23 protein-coding genes and 2 tRNA genes are annotated in these 23,675 nt (G+C 73.0%); 15 read left to right on the top strand and 10 right to left on the bottom strand.

What is annotated here, in order from left to right; genetic code table 11:
• Positions 1 to 190: 190 nt before the first annotated feature.
• On the bottom strand, positions 191 to 1,795 hold the full coding sequence (locus GCL84_RS10240) for an ABC transporter permease (protein ID WP_156755174.1): 1,605 nt from the start codon (positions 1,793 to 1,795) through the stop codon (positions 191 to 193).
• A complete protein-coding gene (locus GCL84_RS10235; RefSeq protein ID WP_156755173.1) occupies positions 1,792 to 2,682 on the bottom strand; it encodes an ABC transporter ATP-binding protein in 891 nt (296 codons plus the stop codon). The genes GCL84_RS10240 and GCL84_RS10235 overlap by 4 nt, the downstream gene beginning before the upstream one ends.
• Before the next feature lie 53 nt (positions 2,683 to 2,735).
• Between GCL84_RS10235 and GCL84_RS10230 the strand changes: the two genes are divergently transcribed.
• Positions 2,736 to 3,194: a GbsR/MarR family transcriptional regulator gene (locus tag GCL84_RS10230; RefSeq protein WP_235926129.1), complete on the top strand. Its 459-nt coding sequence runs from the start codon at positions 2,736 to 2,738 to the stop codon at positions 3,192 to 3,194.
• Between the two features lie 96 nt (positions 3,195 to 3,290).
• On the opposite strand, the gene GCL84_RS10225 is transcribed toward GCL84_RS10230, so the two are convergent.
• Positions 3,291 to 4,931, bottom strand: a complete 1,641-nt coding sequence (locus tag GCL84_RS10225) for a DUF885 domain-containing protein (RefSeq protein WP_156755171.1) — start codon at positions 4,929 to 4,931, stop codon at positions 3,291 to 3,293.
• 95 nt (positions 4,932 to 5,026) lie between these two features.
• On the opposite strand from GCL84_RS10225, the gene GCL84_RS10220 reads away from it, so the two are divergent.
• Positions 5,027 to 5,479, top strand: a complete 453-nt coding sequence (locus GCL84_RS10220; protein ID WP_156755170.1) for an SRPBCC family protein — start codon at positions 5,027 to 5,029, stop codon at positions 5,477 to 5,479.
• Here GCL84_RS10220 and GCL84_RS10215 read toward each other — a convergent pair.
• Positions 5,476 to 6,537, bottom strand: coding sequence for a hypothetical protein (locus GCL84_RS10215; RefSeq protein ID WP_156755169.1), 1,062 nt, complete (start codon positions 6,535 to 6,537; stop codon positions 5,476 to 5,478). The genes GCL84_RS10220 and GCL84_RS10215 overlap by 4 nt on opposite strands.
• Before the next feature lie 222 nt (positions 6,538 to 6,759).
• Here GCL84_RS10215 and GCL84_RS10210 point away from each other — a divergent pair, with 222 nt between their 5' ends.
• The 4 genes from GCL84_RS10210 (at position 6,760) to GCL84_RS10195 (ending at position 10,894) form a co-directional block, all read left to right on the top strand.
• Positions 6,760 to 7,932 (top strand): thioester domain-containing protein, encoded by a 1,173-nt coding sequence (locus GCL84_RS10210; RefSeq protein WP_156755168.1) that lies wholly within the window; start codon positions 6,760 to 6,762, stop codon positions 7,930 to 7,932.
• Positions 7,933 to 8,004: 72 nt separating this feature from the next.
• A complete protein-coding gene (locus GCL84_RS10205) occupies positions 8,005 to 9,978 on the top strand; it encodes an FUSC family protein (RefSeq protein WP_156755167.1) in 1,974 nt (657 codons plus the stop codon).
• Positions 9,979 to 10,064: 86 nt separating this feature from the next.
• Entirely contained in the window at positions 10,065 to 10,262 is a 198-nt protein-coding gene (locus GCL84_RS10200; protein WP_156755166.1) for an antitoxin, read from the top strand.
• Positions 10,259 to 10,894, top strand: a complete 636-nt coding sequence (locus tag GCL84_RS10195) for a putative glycolipid-binding domain-containing protein (RefSeq protein ID WP_156755165.1) — start codon at positions 10,259 to 10,261, stop codon at positions 10,892 to 10,894. Before GCL84_RS10200 ends, GCL84_RS10195 begins: the two co-directional genes overlap by 4 nt.
• A gap of 1 nt (position 10,895) precedes the next feature.
• Here the strand turns inward: GCL84_RS10195 and GCL84_RS10190 are convergent, their stop codons facing one another.
• Genes GCL84_RS10190 through GCL84_RS10180 form a run of 3 tightly spaced genes read right to left on the bottom strand, consistent with a single transcriptional unit; the run spans position 10,896 to position 15,148 of the window.
• Positions 10,896 to 12,881, bottom strand: a complete 1,986-nt coding sequence (locus GCL84_RS10190; protein ID WP_156755164.1) for a fibronectin type III domain-containing protein — start codon at positions 12,879 to 12,881, stop codon at positions 10,896 to 10,898.
• A gap of 44 nt (positions 12,882 to 12,925) precedes the next feature.
• The gene (locus GCL84_RS10185; protein WP_156755163.1) at positions 12,926 to 13,900 is read right to left on the bottom strand and encodes a prephenate dehydrogenase; all 975 of its coding nucleotides are present in this window, start codon (positions 13,898 to 13,900) and stop codon (positions 12,926 to 12,928) included.
• 36 nt (positions 13,901 to 13,936) lie between these two features.
• Positions 13,937 to 15,148, bottom strand: a complete 1,212-nt coding sequence (locus tag GCL84_RS10180) for a M20 metallopeptidase family protein (RefSeq protein WP_156755162.1) — start codon at positions 15,146 to 15,148, stop codon at positions 13,937 to 13,939.
• Positions 15,149 to 15,225: 77 nt separating this feature from the next.
• On the opposite strand from GCL84_RS10180, the gene GCL84_RS10175 reads away from it, so the two are divergent.
• The 7 genes from GCL84_RS10175 to GCL84_RS30615 all read left to right on the top strand — a co-directional run bounded on the left by GCL84_RS10175 (position 15,226) and on the right by GCL84_RS30615 (position 19,773).
• Positions 15,226 to 15,714 (top strand): tRNA adenosine deaminase-associated protein, encoded by a 489-nt coding sequence (locus GCL84_RS10175; RefSeq protein WP_156755161.1) that lies wholly within the window; start codon positions 15,226 to 15,228, stop codon positions 15,712 to 15,714.
• Between the two features lie 14 nt (positions 15,715 to 15,728).
• The gene (locus tag GCL84_RS10170; RefSeq protein WP_156755179.1) at positions 15,729 to 16,172 is read left to right on the top strand and encodes a nucleoside deaminase; all 444 of its coding nucleotides are present in this window, start codon (positions 15,729 to 15,731) and stop codon (positions 16,170 to 16,172) included.
• Positions 16,173 to 16,264: 92 nt separating this feature from the next.
• Positions 16,265 to 16,477 carry a CsbD family protein gene (locus tag GCL84_RS10165; RefSeq protein WP_156755160.1) on the top strand — a complete coding sequence of 71 codons (213 nt, stop codon included), beginning with the start codon at positions 16,265 to 16,267 and terminating at the stop codon, positions 16,475 to 16,477.
• A gap of 180 nt (positions 16,478 to 16,657) precedes the next feature.
• Positions 16,658 to 16,747: transfer RNA gene (locus tag GCL84_RS10160), tRNA-Ser, on the top strand.
• A gap of 169 nt (positions 16,748 to 16,916) precedes the next feature.
• A complete protein-coding gene (locus GCL84_RS10155) occupies positions 16,917 to 18,338 on the top strand; it encodes an aminopeptidase P family protein (protein ID WP_156755159.1) in 1,422 nt (473 codons plus the stop codon).
• A 43-nt stretch (positions 18,339 to 18,381) separates the two neighbouring features.
• Positions 18,382 to 18,540: a hypothetical protein gene (locus tag GCL84_RS10150; protein WP_156755158.1), complete on the top strand. Its 159-nt coding sequence runs from the start codon at positions 18,382 to 18,384 to the stop codon at positions 18,538 to 18,540.
• Between the two features lie 72 nt (positions 18,541 to 18,612).
• Positions 18,613 to 19,773: a DUF2786 domain-containing protein gene (locus GCL84_RS30615; protein WP_156755157.1), complete on the top strand. Its 1,161-nt coding sequence runs from the start codon at positions 18,613 to 18,615 to the stop codon at positions 19,771 to 19,773.
• A gap of 70 nt (positions 19,774 to 19,843) precedes the next feature.
• On the opposite strand, the gene GCL84_RS10140 is transcribed toward GCL84_RS30615, so the two are convergent.
• Positions 19,844 to 19,933, bottom strand: a tRNA-Ser gene (locus GCL84_RS10140).
• Between the two features lie 452 nt (positions 19,934 to 20,385).
• Here GCL84_RS10140 and GCL84_RS10135 point away from each other — a divergent pair.
• Both GCL84_RS10135 and GCL84_RS10130 read left to right on the top strand, forming a co-directional pair.
• Entirely contained in the window at positions 20,386 to 20,898 is a 513-nt protein-coding gene (locus GCL84_RS10135; RefSeq protein ID WP_156755156.1) for a hypothetical protein, read from the top strand.
• A gap of 282 nt (positions 20,899 to 21,180) precedes the next feature.
• Positions 21,181 to 21,843, top strand: coding sequence for a DUF3558 domain-containing protein (locus GCL84_RS10130; protein WP_156755155.1), 663 nt, complete (start codon positions 21,181 to 21,183; stop codon positions 21,841 to 21,843).
• 4 nt (positions 21,844 to 21,847) lie between these two features.
• Here GCL84_RS10130 and GCL84_RS10125 read toward each other — a convergent pair whose 3' ends face one another.
• Entirely contained in the window at positions 21,848 to 22,612 is a 765-nt protein-coding gene (locus tag GCL84_RS10125; RefSeq protein WP_156755154.1) for a hypothetical protein, read from the bottom strand.
• 116 nt (positions 22,613 to 22,728) lie between these two features.
• Positions 22,729 to 23,607, bottom strand: coding sequence for an ABC transporter ATP-binding protein (locus GCL84_RS10120; protein ID WP_156755153.1), 879 nt, complete (start codon positions 23,605 to 23,607; stop codon positions 22,729 to 22,731).
• Positions 23,608 to 23,675: the final 68 nt, after the last annotated feature.

Below are 23,675 nucleotides of genomic sequence, written 5' to 3'. Positions count from 1 at the left end.
CTGGCCAAGCTGGCCGAAGCCGAGCGCGACGCCAAGCAGCTCACGACCGACGAGTCCTTCCGCGCGGGTCAGGCCGCCGGGCTGGAGCTGGCCCAGCGCATCGTCCGCGAGCAGGCGGGGCTCCCGGTGGAGGCCGACTCCGGCCGCGTCTGAGCTGACGGGGGCCGGGCGCCACGCCCGGCCCCGCTGCTCAGCTCGAGACGTCCCGACGGCGGAACGCGACCAGGGACGCCACCACCAGGGCCACCGCCACGACACCCAGCCACACCAGGGGCTCGACGGGCACCGACGGCCCGGGGACCTTCGGCACGTGGGTGAACGGCGAGACGTTCAGCACCACCTGCCCCAGGTTCAGCGCCGGGCCGAACAGCCCCAGCCCCAGCGCCACCCCCGCCACAGCCCACGACGCGGCCGTCGAGGCCCTCGGGACGAGCCCGAACAGCAGGGCCGCGATCCCGGCGACCACCCACACCGCGGGGACCTGCGCCACCGCGCCGCCCGCTGCGTGCGCGAGCTGGGTTCCCAGGTCCCCGGCGCGCAGACCGTGCGCCATGCCCGCCCCCACCCCGGCGACGGCCAGCAGCACCGCCGACCCGATCAGGGCGAACAGCAGGTGCGCGGACATCCACGCCACCCGGCTCGTGCCGGTGGCCAGCACCGGCTCGGCCCGTCCCTCGGCCTCCTCGGAGCGCAGCCGCTGCGTCGCCAACACCGCGTAGACGGCGACGAACAGCCCGAAAACGCCTGCGATCGTGGCCAGGTACGTGTCGACGACGGCCTGCGCCCCGCCCATCCGCTCGAGGATCGCCGTGAGCTGCGCGCTGTCGCCCAGCAAGCCCTCGATCCCATCGGCGATCGACCCGAACACCGCCCCGACCACGGCCATCGCGACGGCCCAGCCGATGAGCGCCCCGCGTTGCAGCCGCCAGGCCAGCCCCACCGGCCCGGACAGCGAAGCCGCCGCCGCGGGCCGCCCGAGCCGCGGTGGGAGCAGCCCCGCGCCCAGGTCGCGCCGTGGCGCCAAGAACACGGCCACCGCCCCGACGACGACCGCGGTGACGAGCGGGAGCGCCAGCACCCAGCCGCGCTCCCCGGCGAACGGCCGGGCCTGCTGCGGCCACGACAGCGGCGAGAGCCAGGACATCCAGCTCGCGCCCGGGCTCGAGTCGCCGACCGCGCGGAGCAGGAAGGCCACCCCGAGTACCCCGCCTGCCAGGCCGTTGGCCGACCGGGAGTACGTGGTGAGCTGGGCGGTGACCGCGGAGACGGCCGTGAAGACCAGCCCGGCCCCGGCGAACCCGGAGGCCAGCACCAGCGACCCGGTGGCGGGCAGGCCGACGCCGATCATGGCCACGGCCTGCACCACCCCGATGACCAGGCTCGTCCCGCCCGCCACGGCGACGGCGGCGGCCAGCGCGGCGTGCCGTCCGATGACCGCCGAGCCCAGCAGCTCCAACCGCCCGCTCTCCTCCTCGGCGCGCGTGTGCCGGACGACGGTGAAGCCCGCCACCAGGCACATGAACAGGGAGAGGAAGACGCCGTAGCGCCACACGGTGAACCCGCCGGCGGTGGTCAGGTCGAACGCCTTGCCGTAGATGACCGCGATCGAGGGGTTGTTGGTCCCGCTGGCGTTGAGCGAGGCCCGGGACGCGGCGTCGGGGTAGAGCTGTTCGTAGGCGGAGACCGTCATCGCGGGCAGCAGGCCGAGGACGAGGACCCAGATCGGCAGGATGACCCGGTCGCGGCGCAGCGCCAGCCGGACGAGCGTCCCGGTCCCGGTGAGCGCGCCGCTCATCGGCCCGCCTCCTGGTAGTGCCGCAGGAAGAGCTCTTCGAGCGTCGGTGGCTGGCTGGTCAGCGACTTCACCCCGGCACTGGTCAGCGCCCGCAGCGCCGCGTCCAACTGCTGGGTGTCGACGTCGAAGTGGACCCTGGCGCCCTCGACCTCGAGGTCGTGCACCCCGGGCAGCCCGGCGATCCCGTCGGGCGGTCCCGCGAGCTCCGCGGTGATGCTGGTGCGGGTCAGGTGGCGCAGCTCGGCCAGCGTCCCGGTCTCCACGGTGCGCCCGGCGCGGATGATGCTGACCCGGTCGCACAGCGTCTCGACCTCGGCGAGGATGTGGCTGGAGAGCAACACGGTCCGGCCGCGGTCGCGCTCCTCGCCGATGCACTGCTGGAAGACCGATTCCATCAGCGGGTCCAGTCCGGAGGTCGGCTCGTCGAGCACCAGCAGGTCCACATCGGACGCCAGCGCCGCGACCAGGGCGACCTTCTGCCGGTTGCCCTTGGAGTAGGCGCGGCCCTTCTTGCGCGGGTCGAGGTCGAACCGCTCCAGCAGGTCGGCCCGCCGCCGTTGGTCCAGGCCGCCGCGCAGCCTGCCCAGCAGGTCGATGACCTCGCCGCCGGACAGGTTCGGCCACAGCGAGACGTCGCCGGGCACGTAGGCCAGCCGCCGGTGCAGGCTCGTCGCGTCCCGCCACGGGTCGCCGCCGAGCAGTTCGACCGCCCCCGCGTCCGCGCGCAGCAGTCCGAGCAGCACCCGGATGGTCGTCGACTTCCCGGAGCCGTTGGGTCCGAGGAAGCCATGTACCTCACCAGTCCGCACCGTCAAGTCGAGGCCGTCCAGCGCGCGCGTCGCGCCGAAGGTCTTGACCAGGCCGGAAACCGAGATCGCCGTCGTCATGGTCTGAACATACTCGATTTTCACAACTTTGTGAACGTTGTAGAGTGAGGGTCGTGACGGACGATTCGGTTGCTCGCTTCGTGGAGCGCCTCGCCCTGCTCCTGTCCGACGCGGGCATGGCGCGGATGCCCGCGCGCGTGTTCGTCCGCCTGCTGGTGACGGACTCCGGCAAGCTGACCGCCCCGGAGTTGGCGGCGTTGCTGCAGGTCAGCCCGGCGGCGATCTCGGGCGCGGTGCGCTACCTCGATCAGGTCAACCTGGTGACCAAGGGGCGCGACCCGGGGGAGCGCCGCGACCACTACGAGGTCACCGACACCACCTGGATCGAGGCCATCGCCAACCGGGACAAGCTCCTGACAGGCTGGATCACCACGATGGTCGAGGGCGTCGACGTGCTGGGCGAGGACACCGAGGCGGGCAAGCGAATGACCAACTCGGTGCGGTTCCTCGAGTTCATGCAGCGAGAACTGGAAGCCCTCATCACCCGCTGGCGCGAGCAGTCCAAGGCTTAGCCCCCTGTGGGCGACCACGCCGGTGGGGGTCCGCGCGGTTGTCGAGCGGGGCCGCGGGGATTGGCAGCACCTCACCCCGCGGTCCCGGCACGAAGGTCAGCCCTTCCAGGCGGTGACCAGTTCTGAGAGGACGGTGAGGGGGAGGGGGCCGTTGGTCAGGACGAGGTCGTGGAAGTGGCGGATGTCGAAGGCGGGGCCGAGGCGCTTCTCGGCTTCCTGGCGCACGCGTTGGATCTCCAGGCGGCCCACCATGTAGGACAGGGCCTGGCCGGGGTAGGCGATGTAGCGGTCGACCTCGGCGGTGATCTCCACTGTGGACAACGGGGTGTGCTGCTGGAGGTAGGCGATCGCCTGCTCCCTGGTCCAGCCCTTGGCGTGCAGGCCGGTGTCGACCACGAGCCTGCCCGCGCGCATGGAGTCCATGGCGAGCATGCCGAGGCGGGCGGTGTCGTCGGAGTAGAGGCCCATCTCGTCGGCCAGGCGCTCGGTGTAGAGGCCCCAACCCTCGGCGTAGGCGTTGACGTCGGCCAGGCGGCGGATGAGGGGGAGGTCGGTCAGCTCGATGGCGAGGGTGAGCTGGAAGTGGTGGCCGGGGACCGCCTCGTGGAAGGCGGTGACCTCGGCGGTGAAGCGCTGGCGCTCGGTGGCCCGGTCGGTGTTGGCGTAGTAGACGCCGGTGCGCAGGCCGTCGAGCGAGGGCGGCATGTAGTACGCGGCCGGGGCGCCGGGGGCCTCGGCCGCGGGGACGGCCTGGACCTCGCAGCGCTGGGTGGGCAGCCTGCCGAACCAGGCGGGGGCGGCCTGCTCGGCGCGGACCACGGCGGCGCGCGCTGCGGTGAGCATCTCCTCGGCGTCGCGCCAGCGCAGGTCGGGGTCGTCGGCCAGCCTGCGGAAGACCTCGGCCTGGTCGCTGCTGCCGAAGACCTTCGCGCCCAGCTCCGCGTACTCCGCGCGCAGCCCGGCGATGATGTCGAGGCCGGTCTGGTGCAGCTCTTCCGGGGTGAGCGCGGTCGTGGTGTGCACGCGCGACAGCGCCGCGTAGGCCTCGGACCCGCCGGGCAGGGCGCACAGGCCCGGCCGGTCGTCGGGGCGGCCGTGCACGGCGATCTCGTCGGCGAGGACCCGGCGGTAGCCCGCCAGGGCGGGTCGCACGACCTCGTCGACCAGCCTGCGCCGCTCGGCGGCCTGCGCCTCGTCGGGCACCGGCTGGGCCAGCAGCGGGTCCTCGTCGACCGGCACGGCCAGGTAGCGGTCGAGGTGGGCGACCGCGGAGTCGACCAGGCGGCGCACGGGGGTGCGGCCCGCGGCGATCCCGGCGCGGTGGCGCTCGGCCACGGCGGCCAGGTGGTGGGGCACCTCGCCGAGGCGGGACAGGAACGCCGCCACCCGGTCCCGGTCGGCCAGCGGCACCATCGGCAGGTAGGTCAGCAGCGCCGCCGCCGGGCCGACGAACAGGTCGGTGACGGTGTACTCGATCATCCGCGAGTCGATCCGGTCGACCACCGCGCGCGCCTGCTGGGCGATCACCCGGGCGGTGACCGGGTCGTCGCCCGCGGCGGCGAGCGCGTCGGCCCGCGCGGCGATGTCCAGCGCGGCGGCCCTGGTCCGCTCGTCGGCCGCCGCGGAGGGGTCGCCCAGCGCGTCGTCGTGACCAGGCAACCCGAGCAGCGTGGCCCCGAGCGGGTCCGCGCGCAGGTACAGGTCCATGAACTCGTCGGCGAGCTCCAGCGTCGTCATCGGTCCCCCAGGTGGTCCTGTGATCTGTGCCTCGAGGTTACGGGAGATCGTCGGTGGCAGGATCGGTCTGTCCACAGCCAGGTCGGGAGGTCCCCATGGTCGAGCGCGAACACAGCTTCGCCGTCGAGGTCAGCGCCAGCAGCAGCGCGGCCGCCGCGACGCTGTTCGAGCTGGTCACCGATGCCACGCGGTGGTCGACGTGGGCCGGTCCGCTGATCGCCACGTCGAGGTGGGACCGCGAGGGCGAGATGTTGCCCGCGGGGGTCGGGGCGATCCGAGCGCTGGGCATGAAGCCGTTCCTGCTGCGCGAAGAGACCGTTGTCTACGAGCAGGACCGCAGGCACGTCTACGCGTTGCGCACGCGACTGCCCGTGAAGGACTACCAGGGCGAGGTCCGGTTGCTCCCGCGCGACGGCGGCGGCACCGACCTGGTCTGGCGGTGCACCTTCGGTCAGCGCATCCCGTTCAGCGGACCGATCATCCGCGCGGGGGTCCGCCTGCTGATCAAGGACCTGACCCGCCGCGCCATCCGCGCGGCCGAGCGCTAATTGATCGCCACCGTCGACATCACCGTTTCCAGATCGGCGGCGGAGACCGGGGCGGGGTCGGCCGGGCCGCCTTCCACGTCGCGGCACAGCACCAGCAGCGCCACGCCCGGCGGGGTGGCGTCGGTGGCGTTGTCCAGGTCGATGGCCAGCACCTGGAACTCGCCCTTGGACGCCTCGCAGTCGGGGTTCGTCGGCGTGGTCTCCACCGTGGCGGTGAAGATGATCGCGGTCTTGCCGCCGACAGTGCCGTCGCGCACCGCGGGCTCGCCGCCGATCGCGCCCTTCGGGTAGAAGGTGCCCGCCATGGCGTCGGTGAACGCGCGGGCGGTGTCCTCGAGGTCGAGCTTGCCCTTGTCCGGGTCCTGCACCGCGGCGCTCATCGCGAACCCGCGCGTGTACCCCGTGCCGCCGCAGTCGTAGGGCGCGGCCTCCGCGATCCCGGCGAAGGTCACCTCCAAGACCTTGGCGGTCGCGTCGGCGCCCGAGGGCTTCCACGATTCGGGGACCTGGTAGGTCAGCCCGGCGTTCTCGTTGGTGATGGTCTGTCCGTCCGCGGGCTCGGTGGACGGGGCGGCGGTCGTCGAGCGGCTCGGCGGGGCGCTGCGCGAGGTGGTCGACCTGCTGCTGGGCGGCGGGGCCTCGCTGCTGCTCTCCGGGGCGGCGACCTCGTTGGGGTTCGACCGGTTCACCAGCACCAGCGTGACCACCGTGGCGACGATGACGACGATCGCCAGGATGCCCAAGATCGCGGGTGTCTTGGACGGCTTCGGCGGCGGCGGGCCGCCGAAGCCGCCACCGGCCGGGTAGTAACCGCCCTGGTCCTGCGCGGGGAAGGCGCCCGTCGCCGGATAAGCCTGGGTCTGGTCGTAACCCGGCCCGGGGTAGGCCTGGGTCTGGTCGTAACCACCCTGTCCCGGGTAGGCCTGGGTCTGGTCGTAGCCGCCCGGTTGGTACCCACCCTGACCCGGGGCGGGCTGGTAACCGCCGCCCTGGTACGGGTCAGGTTGGTTCTGCGGGTTCCACCCGCTCGGCTGCTGGTCGCCATGCCACCCGGTCACCCGGCTGACGATAGCCGGTCGGTGCTGGCCGTCCAGGTGTTTCAGGTGACTGCGCCCCATGGTCCCAGCGCGAATTGTCCCCTTTCACGGGGTGAAACTGAACCCGCCCTCAACCTAGGTTTCGCCGCTGACTAGAGTCCGAGCCCGCCAGCCTGCGGAGGCAATCCCGGACGGGGTGATGCTCGCGCGGCGTCGGGGGATGGCTCGCACAAGGAGAATGAGATGGGCAAGCGGTTGAACTTCGCGCGCATGGGCGCCGCGCTGGCCGTCGCGGCCGTCGCGGCCTCTGTGGCGGCGCTTCCGGCGATGGCGGACACGGCCACGGGCAAGCTCAGGGAGCGCAACGGCGCCCCGGGCAACCTCGCGGGTACCGACGGCTACGAGATCAACCTGGTGGGTTGGAAGAAGCCGATCCTGACCAAGTCGATGGACCTGTTCCTTGACAGCGGCGAGAAGCTGTCGGTGTACTGCGTCGAGATCAAGGTCAACGCCTCCGCGGACACCACCATGGTCGAGAGCGACTGGGCCAAGTTCCCCAACGCCGCCTCCCCGTTCAACAAGAACCGCGACAAGATCAACTGGGCGCTGCACCACGGCTACCCGGCGAAGTCCCTCGAGGAGCTCAACAAGCTGCCGATCGAGTGGGGCTCCGGCGGCCTCGAAGAGGTGGAGGCCGTCACGGCCACCCAGGCGGCCGTCTGGCACTTCAGCGACGGTGTCGACATCAACCGCGATGACCTGATCGCGGTCAAGGAGCGGGCGGAGGACGCCCCGGACGTCATCGCGCTCTACGACTACCTCACCGGTTCGGCGAACGTCGGCATCGACGAGCAGCTCAAGGGCGATCTGAAGGTCACCCCGGACAACGCCAACGGCGCCCCCGGCAGCAAGATCGGCCCGTTCAAGGTCGCCACGAACGGCGTCGTCACCGGCGTCGAGAGCGACCTGCCCGAGGGCTTCGAGGTCGTCACCAGCGAGGGCAGGTCGCTGTCCGCCGAGGACACCGAGGTCGTCGACGGCACCGAGTTCCACGTCCAGGTCCCGGCCGACGCCGAGCCCGGCGCCGCCGAGCTGAGCTTCACCGCCGACTCCCCGGCCGTGGAGACCGGCCGCCTGTTCGTCGGTGAGAACTACGCCAAGAACCCGGTGCAGTCGCTGATCGTCGCCGACTCGGCGACCACCCCGCTGACCGCCAAGGCCAAGATCGCCTGGGGCGACACCCCGGCCTCGTCGGCCCCGGGCGAGGCGACCTCGGCCCCGGCCCCGCAGGCGGGCAACGCCCCCGAGCTGGCCGACACCGGCGCCTCCATCGCCATCCCGGTGGTGCTGGGCGTCGTCCTGGTCGGCGCGGGCGCTGGCGCGCTGTACTACCAGCGCCGCCGCAACAACGCATAAAGCGCTAGCGCAAGAGGCCCTCGACCTGGTGCACGCCGGGTTGGGGGCCTCTTGCCGTATTACGGTCCCCCGGTGAGCACAGCACCGGCACCGGATCTCCAGGCCCCGCACTGGCTGCGGGAGCTGTTGAGCCAGAAGCCGGTGCCCCTGCCGTGGAAGCGCTCCGTCCGCGCGGCCCTGGCGCTGGGTGGCCCGCTCGCGGTGGGGATGCTCGTCGGCCGCATAGAGCTGGGCGTGCTGGTCTCCATCGGGGCGTTGTGCGTGACTTTCGCCGATACCGACGGCCCGTACCGGTTCCGCGTGCGGCGGATGGCGGCGGCGGGCTTGGCGGGGGCGTTCGGCTACTTCGTGGGTACGCAGCTCGGCGACCACCCGGTGCTCTCGCCGATCGTGCTCGTGCTGCTGGCCGGGGTCTCCGCGTTGATCTCCGCCACGGGCAGCACCGCCTCCATGGCGGGCTTGCAACTGCTGGTCTTCTCCGCCCTGGGCACGGGTCAGGCGGCTGACCCCTGGCTTGCCATCGGCTGCTACCTCGTGGGCGCGGTCTCCGCGTTGATGCTCGCCTTGGCCGCGTGGCCGGTGAGCGGTGCGGCGGTGGAACGACGGGCAGTGGCGAAGGTCTATGCGGATCTGGCAAGCCTCCTAGCCGCCTCTGGGACTTCCAACGCACGCGATGCCCGGCGCGCGCTAACGACGTCCCTGAACGCCGCCTACGACGGGCTGCTCGATGCCCGTTCACGCCTCGCGGGCCGAGACCGCTCTTACCGCCGCCTGTTCGTCCTCCTCACCGAGACGACCCCTGCCGTCGAAGCCGCCGTGGCGCTGGTGCACGGCCGCAAGAAGGTGCCCGTCGAGTTCGTGGACTACGTCCGCGCCGCCGCCGAGCGCATCCGCGACCGCGAGCCGCTCAGCGCGCCGCCCGAGCCGCCGCCGGACTCGTCGGCCCTGGCCCTGCTGCACAGCGGCCTCAGCGGCGTCGTCGAGTTCCGGCGCGGGGACAGCGCGGCGGACCAGCGCGAGGACGAGGAGCCGCAGACCGGCCGCGAGCGGTTCCAGGCCTGGCTCGACCGGGTGGTGGCCGGGCGCGCGACCTGGGCGCTGGTGCTGCGGCTGATGCTCTGCGTCGGCCTGGCCGTGCTCGCCGGGCTGCTGCTGCCGCTGGAGCACTCGTTCTGGGTGACGCTGACGGTCGCGATCGTGCTCAAGCCCGACTTCGGGTCGGTGTTCGGCCGGGCCGTGCTGCGCGGCGTCGGGACGGGGGTGGGGGTCCTGCTCGGCGCGGGGGTGCTGGCGCTGGACCCGCCGGGCTGGGCGCTGGTGCTGCTGGTCGCCCTCGTCGCCGCTGCGCTGCCGATCGGGCAGGTGCGCAACTACGGGATGTTCTCCACCTTCGTCACCCCGCTGGTCATCGTGCAGCTCGACCTGGCCAACGCGGGCGACTGGAACCTGGTCGGCGCGCGGGTGCTCGACACCGCCATCGGCTGCGCGATCGTGCTCGTCTTCGGCTACCTGCTCTGGCCGGGCAGCCGCAGGCCCCGGGTCGGCGACGACCTGGCCACCGCGCTGGACGGTGTCGCCGAGTACGTCGAGGAGGCGCTCTCGCAGCGGGAGCGGTCGGCGCTGCGGCGCGGGGTCTACCGGGACCTGTCGGACCTGCGGACCGCGTTCCAGCAGTCGATCGTCGAGCCGTCGGCGGCCGGGCGGACGGCGGCGGCGTGGTGGCCGGTGATCGTCAGCCTGGAACGCCTCACCGACGCGGTGACCGGGCTGGCGGTGGCCATCGAGCGCGGCGGGTCACCCGTCCCGGCCGCCGACATCGCCGTGGTCGCGGCCGCGGTGCGGGAGGCCGCGGCCGCGGTCCGGGAGGGCCGCGCGCCCCGTCGCGACCCGCTGCCGGAGGCGGACCGGCTGCGCCGCGTGGTGGCCGAGCTGACCGCCGTCCAAGGCGTGCTCCGCGGCCCTGACCTGGAAGAACGCCGCGAGCGCCGACTGCTGAACCGGGTGCGGCGGCGGGCTCGCAACCCTTCTCGCCGCCGGCGGCGGTAGGTAGATTGGCCGGGGCCGGTCCGTTACCCTTCGTCGGGGTCCGAACTGGGCTGTCTGTGATCGTGCGGGTACTGAGGAGCACCAGAGTGGGCATCGACTTCAACGAGCTCAAGAACAAGGCCGCTGGCCTCGTCGAGCAGCACGGCGACAAGATCGAGGACGGCCTGGAGAAGGCGGGCGACCTCGTCAAGGGCAAGTTCGGCCACGAGCAGCAGGTCGACCAGGTCGTCGACAAGATCCAGGACCTGATCCCGGACAAGAAGCCCGAGGACGACCGCGCGTGAGCTCCCCCGACGCCGTCGAGCGGGCGCTGCCGGAAGGGGGCGCCCGCCCGTCCTCCCGTCCTCCGAGGGTGCTGACCTGGCAGGGCGTCGAGCCGACCACGCTCGAGTCGGTGCGCCTGCTGGTCGGCGACACCCGGCTGCGCGCGTCCGGTCGCGTCATCGCCGCGGGCGCGCCGGGCCAGGAGCCCTACAGCGCGTCCTTCGAGGCTTCGGTGGACAAGAGCGAGACCGCGGGCAGGCTGCTGCTGCGCACCACCACGGCGGACAAGGAGCGGCAGATCTCGCTGAGCCGCACCGAGGACGGCATGTGGCTGGTCGACCACGGCTCCACCTCCAACCGGGACGCCTTCGCGGGCGCGGTGGCGGTGGACGTGGCCGGTGCGGTCACCTTCGCCTCGCTGCCCATCCGCAGGCTGGGGCTGCACCGCGCCCAGGGCGAGGCGGAGATCCCGGTCGTCGCCGTGACCATGCCCGGGCTCGAGGTCGCCCTGGTCACCCAGTCCTACCGGACCGTCTCGGTCGATGAGGCGGGCGCGGTCATCGCGGTGACCCGCGGTGAGACCACGGTCGAGATCGCCGTGGACGCCGACGGGATCGTGGTGGACTTCCCGGGCGTCTCCAGGCGCGTGTAGCTCACTCGGCCAGCTCGAACACGACCTCGGTCTCAGCCACCCGCGCGTCGGCCCGCGTGCTGACCGCGGACACGCGCAGCGCGTGCCCGCCGGTCGCCAGGCCCGAGGTGGGCAGCGCGATCCGCCAGGTCCCGCCCGTGCCCGGCCCGTCAACGGCGGTGGGGACGCCCGCGAGCAGCTCCCCGTCCAGCCGCACCTCGATCCCGGCCAGCCCGGCGAGGTCGCCCGGCACCGCGCCGTCCGCGCCCACCTCGACGATCAGCCTGCCCCTGGGCACCGGCTCGGCGGCGGGCAGCGCCACGCCCTCGGCGTTGAGGAACCGCGCCGACGGCCGCGGCGGCAGCGGTGCGCTCCGCGACAACGGCCCGTCCGTCCCGCTCCCCGCCAACGGCGACACCGCCCCGGGCAGCGGGACGAGCTCGATCGATGCGCTCAGCACCCGTGCCCCCGGCGCGGCGGCGACCACCTCGGCCCGCAACCGCCCCGCGTCATCGATGGCCAACGCCGCCGCGGGCACATCAGCCACCACCGGGTAGCGCGTCCCGACCGCGTGCGGCTGCCCGGCGACCGCGGGCCGCGCCGGGAACCGCTGCCCGCCCACCTCCACCTGGTACGCCACGGGCGCGTCCCGCTCCGGCACCAAGACCACCCGGACCTGCCCGCCCCGCGCGTTGGTGATCGGCACGCCCGCACCCAGGCCCACCTGGCTCGCCCCGGCGGCGACCGCCCGCCCCGCGTCGACCACCGGCGGCACGGCCAGCACCGGCGTCGACGTCGCGGCCCCGACGAAGCCGACCAGGTCCAGCCCGGCGTGCAGGCCGTCCGGCCCGCCGGCGAAGCCGAGCAGCACGGTCGCCTCCCGCCAGGCGGGCACGACCTCCCCGCCGCCGACCACGACCCCGTCGCGCAGCACCCGCACCCCGTCCGCGCCGAGCACGACCTCCCACCGCGCGGTGACCCCCGGCAGCGGCGCCGGGATCGGCTGGGTCCGCGCCGCCACGCCCGCGCGCGGCGTGCCCGGGGCGACGAGGACCTGCGCGGCGGACGGGGAGAGCTTGACCCGGACCGCGCCGGGGGCCAGCGCCGCGTCCTCCTGCGCCTGCCCCGGCGCACCGGGCCCGGGGGTCGCGCCGGGGGCCTCGGCGGGCAGGTCGACCGGGCCGGGCACGAGGTCGACGAGCAGCGCCCCGCCCGCGCCGAGGTGGTCGGTCTCGACCACGACCCGGCCGAGCTCGCCGGAGTCGTTGAGGCGCAACGGGGTCCTGGCCCGCAGGGCGACCGACTCCGACGGGCCGCAGCGGGCGCTGACGACCACGCGCCTGCTGTCGCCCCCTTCGCCCCGGGTGGCCCGGCCGCAGTCGCCCGCGCTGGTCAGCCGCCACCCCACCGGGTCGGGCAGCACCCGGGAGGTGAAGTCGTCCCGGTAGGACCACGGCGTCGGGTCGTCGTCCTGGCCCGGTGTGGTGACCACGACGAGCGGGGCCGAGCGCTGGCCGAAGGCGTCGACGCTGCGGACCTGCACCGCGTAGGGCGAGCCGGGGGCCATCGCGTTGATCTGCGCGGCAGGCCGGGCGGTCAGCGCCTGCCCGGTGGTCGACGTGCCGATGCCCCACCGCACGTCGTACCCGGCCGCGCCCTCGACCGGCTCCCACCGCAGCACCGCCCGGTCCGCCCGCTGGTCGATCGAGGCCAGCTCCGGCGCCCCCGGCCGCGCGCCCGGCCGCGGCACGACCACACCCGCACCGGCGAACGGCGAGACCGAGACCTGGCGGCTCGGCGGTTCCGGGGCCTCGGCCCGGTCCTGGCCCGGCGAGCGCAGGGCGACGACCGCGCCGCCCACCAGCGCCAGGCCGAGGCCGATGAGGGCCAGCCGCCTGCCCAGACGGGGACCGCGCCGCGGCGGGGGCGGCTCGGTGGCCCCGGCGGGCTCGGCGACCCAGTCCTGGGTCGGCCAGGACTGGGAGTCCCAGCGGTCGTCCGGCGGCACCCGATCACGCTACGGCGGGTGCGGCACAGGTCACAATCCCTCGGTCAGCCCACCGGGACGGCGGCGACCACGGTCGTGCCCTCGAGCGCGGTCACCCGCCCGCCCTGCTCGCCGACGAGCCGGAGCTGGTCGAAGGCGCCTGGCTCGGCCAGGTCGACCACGACCCTGGCCCGCCCGGCGGCGTGCTGCGCGGTCAGCGCGGCCCGGCCCGCGTTCCCCGCGAGCACGGTCGCGCGCAGCGCCCCGGTCGAGGCCAGCGCGCCGCGGGCCGCGCCGAGGCGGCCGAGCGCGTCGTCGACGGCGGCCAGCAGCGCCGACCGGTTCCCCTCGCACATCGCCAGCACCAGCTCCGGCCTGCTGCCCGCCACCCGGGTGCCGTCGGTGAACGACCCCGCGGCCAGCGCCATGGCCAGCGGCCCGCCCTCGGCGCCGCACGCGGCCAGCACGGCGGCGAGCACGTGCGGCAGGTGCGAGATCCGGGCGACCGCGGCGTCGTGGTCGTCGGAGGTGGTCGGCACGACGTGCGCGCCGCTGGCGAGCGCCAGCTCCACCACCTCGCGCCACACTCCGGTGTCGGTGTCCTCGTCGGCGGTGACCACCCAGGCGGCGCCCTCGAACAGCTCGGCGGAGCTGTTGGCCCAGCCCGAGACCGCCGCGCCCGTCATCGGGTGCCCGCCCGCGAACCGGGCGGCGGGGGCGTGCCTGGCGACCGCGTCGGCGACCGGGCCCTTGACGCTGACGACGTCGGTCAGCACGCATTCCGGCGCGTGCTCGCCGACCTTGCGCAGCACACCGTCCACAGCGGTCAGCGGCACCGCCACCACCACCATGGCGTCCTCGGCCGCGGCCCGGCGCAGCGCGTCAACCACCGAGGGCTCCACCTCGAACCCCTCGGCGCGCGCCGCCGCCGCGTCGTCATCGGCCGCCGTGGCGCCCCACGCCCGCCGACCGCCCGCCACCGCGGCGCGCAGCACCGACCCGCCGATGAGACCCAACCCGATCACGCACACCGCTCGCATGGCACCGAATAGTGCCTTACCGCCCGACCGCGGTGATCACGTGAGGGAGTCCAGCGCGAACGCCGCGTAGGCCGCCACGCCCGCGGCCATCGCCGCCTCGTCGAAGACCACCCGGTTGGAGTGGTTGGGCGCGGCGTCGGCGACGGCGGTGCCCGGCGGGCAGGCGCCGAGGAAGGCCATCGCGCCGGGGAGCTGCCGCAGCACGTACGAGAAGTCCTCCGCGCCCATCAACGGGTTCGCCATCACCGCCGACCGCTGCGGTCCCAGCAGCTCGGCGCCCACCCGCAGCACCTGGTCGGCCACGTCGTCGTCGTTGACCGTGACCGGGTAGCCCGTGCCCATGGCCACCTCGGCGGTGCAGCCGTAGGCCTGGGCGATGTGCCCGCACACCCGGGGGATCTCCGCGCGCATGAACTGCCGCGCGCTCTCCGACAGCGACCGCAGCGTGCCCTCCAGCTCGGCCGTCGCGGGGATGATGTTGTTCGTCGTGCCCGCGCTGATCCGGCCGATGGTGAGCACGGTCGGCTCGAACACGCTGACCCGGCGGGTGAGCACGGTCTGCAGCGCCCCGACCATCGCCGCCGCGGCGGGCACCGGGTCGACCGCGTCGGCGGGCGCGGAGGCGTGCCCACCCCGGCCGGTCACCGTGACGGTGAACGCGTCGGCGGCGGCCATGATCGGCCCGCGCCTGCACCGCAGCACCCCGGACACCTCGGTCGAGGTGATGTGGATGGCGAACGCCTTCTCCACCGGCGCGGTGCCGAGCTTCGCGTCGTCGAGCACGCCCTCCTCGAGCATGAACCGCGCGCCGTGGTGGCCCTCCTCGCCCGGTTGGAACATGAACACCACCGAGCCGCGCAGCTCCTCGCGCCGCCCGCTGAGCACCCTGGCCGCGGAGGCGAGCATCGCCACGTGCGTGTCGTGCCCGCAGGCGTGCATGGTGCCGGGGGTCTCGGAGGCGAAGTCCAGCCCGGTGTCCTCGGTCAGCGGCAGCGCGTCCATGTCCCCGCGCAGCAGCACCGCGGGCCCAGGCCGCGCCCCGTCGAGCACCGCGACGACCGAGCCGACCGAGGTCCCGGTGCTGATCCGCAGCCCGAGGCCGTCGAGCGCGCGCAGCACGGCGGCCTGCGTCCGCGGCACCTCGAGCCCCTGCTCCGGGTGGCGGTGCAGGGCGCGGCGCAGCGCCACCGTCCTGGGCTGCGCGGCGCGGGCGGCTTCGGCCAGGGCGCTGAACCGGGTGAGCGTCATGTCTCGATCCTGGCACCGCCGGGGGCTTCGGGGGACTCCGTCTACCGGGTGCGGACCGGGCGGAATACGGTGTGCGCATGTCGGATCAGGAGCCAGTGCCGGGCTTCGGGGTAGCGGTCGTCCGCGAGGACGGCAAGTGGCGGTGCGATCCGATGGACGCCTCCGTCCTCGAAGAGCTCGACGCCGCGCTCGACGCCCTGCGCGGGATCAGGTCGACCGGGGCGGTCTTCGGGCTCCTCGCGATCGACGAGGAGTTCTTCCTGGTGCTGCGGCCCAACCCGGGCGGGGCGTCGGTGCTGCTCTCGGACGCCGCGGCGGCCCTGGACTACGACATCGCCGCCGACGCGCTGGACCTGCTGAGCGTGGAGCCGCCCGACGAGGTCGACGACGACGTCTGGCCGGAGGGGGCGCTGGACATCCTGGCCGACCTCGGCCTGCCCGCCCCCGAGCTGCAGGTGATCGTCGACGAGGTCGACCTGTACCCGGACGAGCAGCTCAGCATGATCGCGCAGCGGATCGGCTTCGACACCGAGTTCGGCAAGCTCCTCGACACGCTGTTGAAGTGACCGCCGACGAGGACATGGTCCGCGCGGCGCTGCGGGAGGCGGGCAAGGCCCCGGCGGGTGGCGACGTGCCGATCGGGGCGGTCGTGTTCGCCCCGGACGGCACCGAGCTCGCCGCCGCGCACAACGCCAGGGAGGCCCTCGGCGACCCGACCGCGCACGCGGAGGTGCTCGCCCTGCGCGCCGCGGCCGCCCGGTTCGGCGACGGCTGGCGCCTGGGCGGATGCACGCTGGCGGTGACGTTGGAGCCGTGCACGATGTGCGCTGGCGCCCTGGTGCTCGCGCGGGTCTCGCGCGTGGTGTTCGGGGCGTGGGAGCCCAAGACCGGAGCGGCCGGTTCGCTGTGGGACGTGGTCCGCGACCGTCGGCTGGCGCACCGGCCGGAAGTGGTCGGTGGCCTGCTGGAACACGAGTGCTCGAGGCTCCTGGTGGACTTCTTCGTCGACCACCGAAGAGAGTGACGGCGGTCACAATCGTGATTGGCGCCCCCCTGGCGCTGGCAACTCCACCCCCGAGGGAGAAACAGAGGCCCTCGGGATATGGAGGATCGACGATGAGCGCGTTCGACAAGATGAAGGACAAGGCTGAGCAGGCACTTGGCCAGGCCAAGGAGAAGCTCGGACAGTCCACAGACAACCGCGATCTCGAGAACTCCGGCAAGAAGGATCAGGTCGCGGGCGAGGCGAAAGAAACCGGCCACGACGTCCGGGACAAGGCAGCAGGCGTCGCTCACGACGCCAAGGACAAGCTCGGCGGCAGGGGTTGAGCCTGTCCTGATCCCGGCCAGGTCCCGACTCGGCGGGTGGGTCACCCCCCGGGGTGAGCGCAGCCCTCGCGCGCGCCACCCGCCCAGTCGGCAGACCGCCGGAGCTGCCCCCCACGAACCCGCCCCCACCCGACAGGGGGCGGGTTCGTGGCGTCTGGGGGGACTTGTATAGTTCTTCGCGGTGGCGTGTCCGAGCGGCCGAAGGAGCGCGCCTCGAAAGCGCGTGACGGTTCACCCCGTCCGTGGGTTCAAATCCCACCGCCACCGCCAGCTCGCAGCGGGCCCCTCCTGATCACTCAGGAGGGGCCCGTTTCGCGTCCGGGGTAGCTCCACCGCCGAGCTGGTCAGGTCGAGTCCCACACCCGGCGTCGTCTGCTCCATCCCCACGGGCCTGCCTGGCGAGGGCATAAGCTGGCCACATCCAAGGGAAGGGGTGCTCATGATCGACCCGCGAGCTCGGCGCGACCCGTCGAAGCTGGTGCAGGCGCAGGGTTTCCGCGACTTCGTCCGCGAGGGCTGGGGGCCTGCCGACCGACGGGTCACCCCCGTCCCGGGCGCAGCCGAGGCCGCCGCCGCCCACCGAGCCCGCCTGTCCGCAGCGTTCCCCGGCGCCCGCATCGCCGTGGCGTCCGGGATCGCGCCCGTGCGCGCGAACGACACCGACCACGGCTTCCGCGCCGACAGCGACTTCGCCTGGCTGACCGGCTGCTACGCCGAGGGGGCGGTGCTGGTCATGGTCCCGTCCTCGGACGGCGGCCACCACGCCGTGCTGCACCTGCGCGAGCCCGCCGGGCCGGGGGAGGCGGACTTCTTCGCCAGCGCCCGCGACGGCGAGCTGTGGATCGGGGCGGTGCCCGGCCTGGCGGAGTGGTCGGAGGCGCTGGGCGTCGAGTGCCGCTCGCTGGAAGAGTTGCCGAAGGCGCTGCGCGGCCAGTTGCCGGGCGTCCTGGCGGGCAAGGGCGTCGACCCGTACCTGGACGCCTTGGTTACCGCGCACAGCGATCACCTGCTGGTGGTGCTGTCGGAACTGCGTCGGATCAAGGACGACTGGGAGATCGGTCAGTTGCGGGCGGCCGTGGACGCGACCGTGCTCGGGTTCCAGGACGTCGCGCGGGAACTGCCCGCGTCTGTTCGCGCGGGTGGGGAACGGTGGCTGCAAGGGACTTTCGACAGGCGTGCGCGGACCGAGGGCAACGGGCCGGGGTACGCGTCCATCGTCGCCGCCGGGCCCAACGCGCCGATCCTGCACTGGACGCGGTGCGACGGGCCTGTTCCCGCTGACGGCCTCTTGTTGCTGGACGCGGGTGTGGAGCTGGAAACGCTCTACACCGCGGACGTCACCAGGACCCTGCCGGTGGCGGGCGAGTTCAGCGAGGCGCAGCGCCGGGTCTACGACCTGGTCCACAAAGCGCAGTCGGCCGGGATGGCGGAAGTTCGGCCGGGCAACGACTACAGCGCCTTCCACACCGCGTCCATGCGCGTGCTCGCGGAGGGGCTGCACGACTGGGGGCTGCTGCCCGCGTCTGTCGACAAGTCGATGGACCCGGACGGGCAGTTCCACCGGCGCTACATCTGCTCCGGCATCGGTCACATGCTCGGCATCGACGTGCACGACTGCGCCAACGCGCGCGCGTCGGCCTACAACGAGGGCAAGCTCGAGGTCGGCATGGCGCTGACGGTCGAGCCCGGCCTCTACTTCCACCCCAACGACCTCACCGTCCCGCCGGAGCTGCGCGGCATCGGCGTGCGCATCGAGGACGACCTGGTGGTCACCCCGGACGGCGCGGAGGTGATCTCATCGGCGCTGCCGCGCGACGCCGACGGTGTCGCCGAGTGGGTGCGCGAATGGCAACGGGGTTAGAATTGTCCTCTGTGTACTCGGGGGAGTGCGAGGGGAGAAACGCATGAGCACGGACAAGGCAGCGCAGGAGCAGGCGAGGACCGGCAAGCACGCCGCGCCGGAGGGGGCCGAGCGGCACCCGCTGATCGACCTGTCCCGCGACCCGAACCCGGGGCGGCCCGACCACGCCGTCCCGGACGAGGCCGAAGACGGCATCGAGTAGCCCACTCGGCCCGACCTGGGAAAACCCGGGTCGGGCCGCTTTCTGTCGTACCCCGGGTGCAAGATGGGCCCCATGCGAACACATGAGCGAAAGACGGCGGGCTCCCGGGGCTCGATCGCCGTCCTCGCCGCCCGGCTGACCGAGGCGGCGGTGGTCCTCGCGGGCGGCGACCGCCGGTCGGTGGCCGCGGTTGTCCGCGACGTCGCCGACCGCGGTCTGGCGGCGGCGGGCGCGGCGGCCACGATGGCCCTCGCGCACTCGCTGGAACTGCTCTGGGGCCGGGGCTGGCTGCCCGCCGACGTCGCGGCCGTCGCCCCCAAGCGCGTCCGCGAACTGCTGCTCGACGCCATCGCGCACGAGAGCGCCCGCCACGCCCCGGCGGCCCTGCACCCCCTGTGGCGCGCACAACTGGCCGAGCTCGGCATCCCGGGCCGCGAACAGGCCGAGCCCACCGAGGACTCGCTCAACCTCGCCGTCGAACTGCTGGCCGCCCTCATGGTCCTGCCCCAACTGCCCCGCCTGGTCCAGCCCCCCGGCAGCGCGACCACCCCCGACCCCGGCCCCGGCGGCGTCGACCGCCGCGTGCTGGCCCGGGTCCGCGCCCTGCTGGCCAAGGCCGAGTCCACCGCCTACCCGGACGAGGCGGAGGCCCTGTCCGCCAAGGCCCAGGAGCTGATGGCCCGCCACGCCTTCGAACGCGCCGTCCTCGACGCGGACCACCCCCAGCCCCAGACCGCGGGCGCCCGCCGCCTCTGGCTCACCGGCCCCTACCAAACCCCCCGGGCCCAGTTGGTCGACGCCATAGCCCAGGCCAACCGCTGCCGCTCGGTCTTCTACGCCAAACTCGGCTGCGTGGCGGTGGTCGGCCACGAAACCGACCTGGAGATAGTCGAGGTCCTCACCACCTCCCTCCAACTCCAAGCCACCCAAGCCCTGCGCCACACCCCCACCCCCGGCCGCACCCGAGCCTTCCGCCACGCCTTCCTCACCGGCTACGCCCACCGCATCCACACCCGCCTCACCACCGCCACCACCCAGGCCACCTCCGGCGACACCCGCCTCGTCCCCGTCCTCACCACCCGCCAACAAGCCGTCGACCTCAAATTCGCCACCCTCTTCCCCCACATCCGCACCCACCGCCCCACGATCTCCAACACCACCGGCTGGACAGCAGGCCACACCGCCGCCACCCTCGCCGACCTGTCCCCACCCCGCCCCCGCATCGCGGGCTAACCGCCCCCCGGCCGGCCGACGAAGGCGAACGCAGAAGCGCCGGCCATCCCTGGGGACGACCGGCGCCTGCTGGCGGAGGATAGGGGATTTGAACCCCTGAGGGCTTTAACACCCAACACGATTTCCAATCGTGCGCACTAGGCCACTATGCGAATCCTCCGCCGAAGACCTTACCGGACAGGGCTCTGACCACGACGAACGGGGGGTCGGATGGGGCTGCGCCGGGGAGACCGCCAGACGCAGCGCTCGGTCACGACGCTGGTGGAGCGTCTGTCACATGGGCGAGACCAGCGCAAACGAGGCTCGCGACGGGTTGCTGAGGCGGGTTTGAGCGATGCGCGCGAAGACGGTCAGATCCAGGGCGCTGTCCCCGCTGACCGAGGACCGGTACGTCCCGGTGGCGGGGTGGCGCATGCAGCACCCGCGCGAGCCTGGCAACACCCCCTGACGTCGGGTGCTGTTCTGGGCTAGGCGGCGGCCCGAAAAGACAGTCAAAGAATTGTCGCCCACAGGTGGCGGGCCATTCCACTTCGTGCACACTCGCGGCTCTTACTTGCGCACAACGCGCGAGCCGGGGTTGAGGGTTCTCGCGGCTCGGCTCGGGTCGAGTGGGTGGAGCGGCGGCAGTGGATCGCGCCGGATGGTTCTGGGCGGTTGTCGGTGACGCGGGATGGGCGAGAGGTTCAGCCGTCCGGGGTGTTCGCGACTGGTGGGCTGGCGGCTCCTTTCATCACGGTCACCGAGGTCGAAGCGGTGGGTGCCGAGCTGAGAGCGTGGAACCCGCGGGGCTTGCCTGCGGTCGCGGTGAAGGCGTTCGGGCAGGTCTGGAAGCTGCAGGTGGTTCCCCCGGCGCTGCAGCACGGATTGGTGCTGCACCTCGCGGGTTTCTCGGGGCTGTTCGCGGGTTCACTGCGGGACCGGCCGGGGGTGGTGGCGGTGGGGTACATCGACGAGGTGCGGCACCACCGGCAGATGCTCGTCTTCGACGCGAGGACTGGTGGGCTGACTTCAACGGAGGATGCGGCGCTGGAAGGTTCCACCCTGCCGGTGCCGATTCCCAGCACTTTCAGCGAGACCGAGTGGGTCGACTCCGGCTACTGCTCGACGACCACCGGGTCGCCCTAGAACCGCTCTTGTAGTCAGCAGATCTGCTCGTTGCAGTCGTAACTCGCGTGCGGAGAAAGGGGAACAGTGCTGGGTCAGGCTTTGCGTTCGGGGATTGCGGGTGCTCTTCGGTCAACTCGCCACCCGGGGGAGGGACGCGGCGGTGGCGACCTCACAACTGCATGAGGTCGTAGGTATCGCCGCAAGCCCGCGGCTTGGTCGGAAGCACCCACACGACAGAAGGCGGTGTGGTGAACTTGCTTCGTGATGTCCGCCGGTCGTGTTCTTGCCCCACTCGCCGCCGTGCTCGCCCTCACCGGGTGCTCCACCCCGCCCGGTCCGGCGCCCTCGATGCCCGCGCCGCGCATCCCGGCGGATGCCGTCGCCTATGACGACCTGCTCTCGGCTGACCGGGAGTTCCCCTTCTCGGGGAACTGCGAGCAAGTCAACGCGGCGCTGCTGGGCGAGTTGGGTTACAGCGCGTCCGTCGAGGTGCGCGCCTCGCAGTCCGACAACTCCTGTGCGATCGTCGAAGACCGGGACGGGGCCTTCTACCTCACCGCGGTCAAGCCGAGTGGGCCCGGCGCGAAGGTGTTCGAGCGCGCGTGGATGGGGGACGTGGCCCTCGTCGGCATCGGCTACTTCCGGCGGTTCATCCTCGATGACCGCTACTACGCCACGTGGTCCTTCCGCAAGCAAGGTCTTCGTGAGGACGGCGGGTTCAACCTGAACTGCTATCTCACCGTCGACACGGGATCGGACCAGGCACTGGTATTCCGGGAAATGGCCACCGAGAGCGTCTATGCCGCCCACCAAGACCTCATTGACGCGGAGGCGGCGGGCGACAACAAGCCGGTCGAGGAGATCCGCCGGTTCATGGAGGCGCGGTGCCCGGCGCTGGAGAAAAAGGCGCTTACCGTGCTCGCCGCGATCGACCCCGGCGGCGGGTCGCTCGCCACCGGCTGATCGCTCAGGCCACGTCGCGCCGGGCGACGCGGTAGCCCGCGAGACCCAGGAGTGCGACCCACAACACCACCGAGACCAAGGCGGGTGCGGGGCCCTCGATCGGCAGCAGGGTGGCCAAGGTCAGCGCTGGTGTCGCAGGGTCGATCCAGGCGAGCGCCTCGGGCACCAAGCCGCTCATAATCAGCATCGCGGGCACGGCGCCGCAGTACACGGCCAGCGCGCCCGCCGAGTTGGGCAGGAGCATGCCCACCGTCAGCGCGACGACCATCGACATCAGCGAGCCCACCACGGCCATGCCGATGACCCAGCCGACGCGGTAGTCCAGCAGGTAGCCGTTGCCCGCGGCGGCGACGCTGATCGGCATGGCGATGAACGTGGTCATGATCTGCAGCGCGAGGCACAGCAGCCAGAGCACCATGACGACCACCGCCTGGGCCGCGAAGTAGCGCCCGCGCGATGGCTGCGCCAGCAGCGTCGGCTGCGCCGACCGGTGCTGCCACTCGCCCGCGATCAGCTTGATGATCAGCGCGTGCACGACGACGTGGGCGAACCGCGCCGACCACACGACGGGCAGCGCTTGGTCCTTGGCGCTCTGGGTGTCGGTGTCGACGGCCATCATCAGCGCGGTCAAACCGACCAGGGCCAACGGGCCGATCACGAGCAGGATGCGGTCGGACAGCGTGCCGGTGAGCTTGCGGAACTCCACGCGAACCAGCCGCGTGAACGGCGTGCGCTGGGTGGCGCGGGCGAACGGGTCGTGGCCCGCCATGGGCGCCTGGTGCGGGAATTGCCGATGCGGTTGGGCGAACCGCTGCTGAGGCGCGGGGAACGGGGGCTGGGCCCAGGGCTGCTGCGGCGACGCGTGGTGGCCGCCGTGGGGTGTGGTCATCGCTGGGGCCCGCCCGAGAGTCGGAAGAAGAGTTCCTCGAGGTTCTGCTGGTGGTCGGAGACCGAGTGGACGCGCACGCCCGCGGCGAAGGCGATGTCGGCGACCTTGTCGCTGGTGGCCTCGGCGAGGACCTGGCCGTCCGGGGTGGGCTGGATGCGGATGCCCGCCTGTTGCAGCGCGTTGGCCAGGGCGGGCATGTCCGGGCCTCTGGCTACCGAGCGCCGGGAGGCGAGCAGGTCGCGGATGGGCCCATCGGCGACGATCCGCCCGTTGCCGATCATCAGGATGCGGTCGGCTGTTTGATCCACCTCGGACAGGACGTGGCTGGAGAGCAATACCGTGCCGCCCGCGGCGGCGTGGGCGCGCAAGAGGTCGCGCACGGCGCGGATGCCGACCGGGTCCAGGCCGTTGATGGGCTCGTCGAGCATGAGCAGCGGCGGTCTGGCCATCAGCGCGTGCGCGAGGCCGAGCCGCTGGCGCATGCCCAGGCTGTACTTGCCGACCTTCTTCGCCGCCGCGTCGTCGAGGCCGACCTGGGCCAGTACCTCCTCCGCCCGCTGCCTCGGGAGGCCCATCAGCAGGGCGGCGTTGCGCAGGTGGGACAGACCGGTGCGGCCGGGGTGCACGGCGGAGGCGTCGAGCAGGACCCCCGCCACGTGCGCCGGGTTGGGCCAGTCGCGGAACGGGCGGCCCGCGACCGTGCTCTGCCCGGCGGTCGGCGGGGTCAGCCCGGTGATCATCCGCAGGGTGGTCGACTTGCCCGCCCCGTTGGGCCCCAGGAACGCGGTGACGGTGCCCGGCCGCAGCTCGAACGTCACCCCGTCCACGACGGGTCGTCCCCCGTAGACCTTGGTCAGCCCCCACACGCTCAACACGATCAGAGCGTATCCGGGCAGACGTCCACCACGAGGTCGAACGGCCCAACCCGGGGTCACCGTCGTCG

Source organism: Actinokineospora pegani (assembly GCF_009745975.1).
GTDB lineage: Bacteria > Actinomycetota > Actinomycetes > Mycobacteriales > Pseudonocardiaceae > Actinokineospora > Actinokineospora pegani.
The sequence above is the reverse complement of the archived record's forward strand: the minus strand, read 5'-3'. Positions and strand labels throughout refer to the sequence as shown.

Bases quoted from the DNA above. Each gene is read 5' to 3' on its own strand.
- GCL84_RS10240 (WP_156755174.1), bottom strand. From the start codon at position 1,795: ATGAGCGGCGCGCTCACCGGGACCGGGACGCTCGTCCGGCTGGCGCTG.
- GCL84_RS10235 (WP_156755173.1), bottom strand. From the start codon at position 2,682: ATGACGACGGCGATCTCGGTTTCCGGCCTGGTCAAGACCTTCGGCGCG.
- GCL84_RS10225 (WP_156755171.1), bottom strand. From the start codon at position 4,931: ATGACGACGCTGGAGCTCGCCGACGAGTTCATGGACCTGTACCTGCGC.
- GCL84_RS10220 (WP_156755170.1), top strand. From the start codon at position 5,027: ATGGTCGAGCGCGAACACAGCTTCGCCGTCGAGGTCAGCGCCAGCAGC.
- GCL84_RS10210 (WP_156755168.1), top strand. From the start codon at position 6,760: ATGGGCAAGCGGTTGAACTTCGCGCGCATGGGCGCCGCGCTGGCCGTC.
- GCL84_RS10185 (WP_156755163.1), bottom strand. From the start codon at position 13,900: ATGCGAGCGGTGTGCGTGATCGGGTTGGGTCTCATCGGCGGGTCGGTG.
- GCL84_RS10180 (WP_156755162.1), bottom strand. From the start codon at position 15,148: ATGACGCTCACCCGGTTCAGCGCCCTGGCCGAAGCCGCCCGCGCCGCG.
- GCL84_RS10175 (WP_156755161.1), top strand. From the start codon at position 15,226: ATGTCGGATCAGGAGCCAGTGCCGGGCTTCGGGGTAGCGGTCGTCCGC.
- GCL84_RS10170 (WP_156755179.1), top strand. From the start codon at position 15,729: ATGGTCCGCGCGGCGCTGCGGGAGGCGGGCAAGGCCCCGGCGGGTGGC.
- GCL84_RS10165 (WP_156755160.1), top strand. From the start codon at position 16,265: ATGAGCGCGTTCGACAAGATGAAGGACAAGGCTGAGCAGGCACTTGGC.
- GCL84_RS10155 (WP_156755159.1), top strand. From the start codon at position 16,917: ATGATCGACCCGCGAGCTCGGCGCGACCCGTCGAAGCTGGTGCAGGCG.
- GCL84_RS10150 (WP_156755158.1), top strand. From the start codon at position 18,382: ATGAGCACGGACAAGGCAGCGCAGGAGCAGGCGAGGACCGGCAAGCAC.
- GCL84_RS30615 (WP_156755157.1), top strand. From the start codon at position 18,613: ATGCGAACACATGAGCGAAAGACGGCGGGCTCCCGGGGCTCGATCGCC.
- GCL84_RS10125 (WP_156755154.1), bottom strand. From the start codon at position 22,612: ATGGCGGGCCACGACCCGTTCGCCCGCGCCACCCAGCGCACGCCGTTC.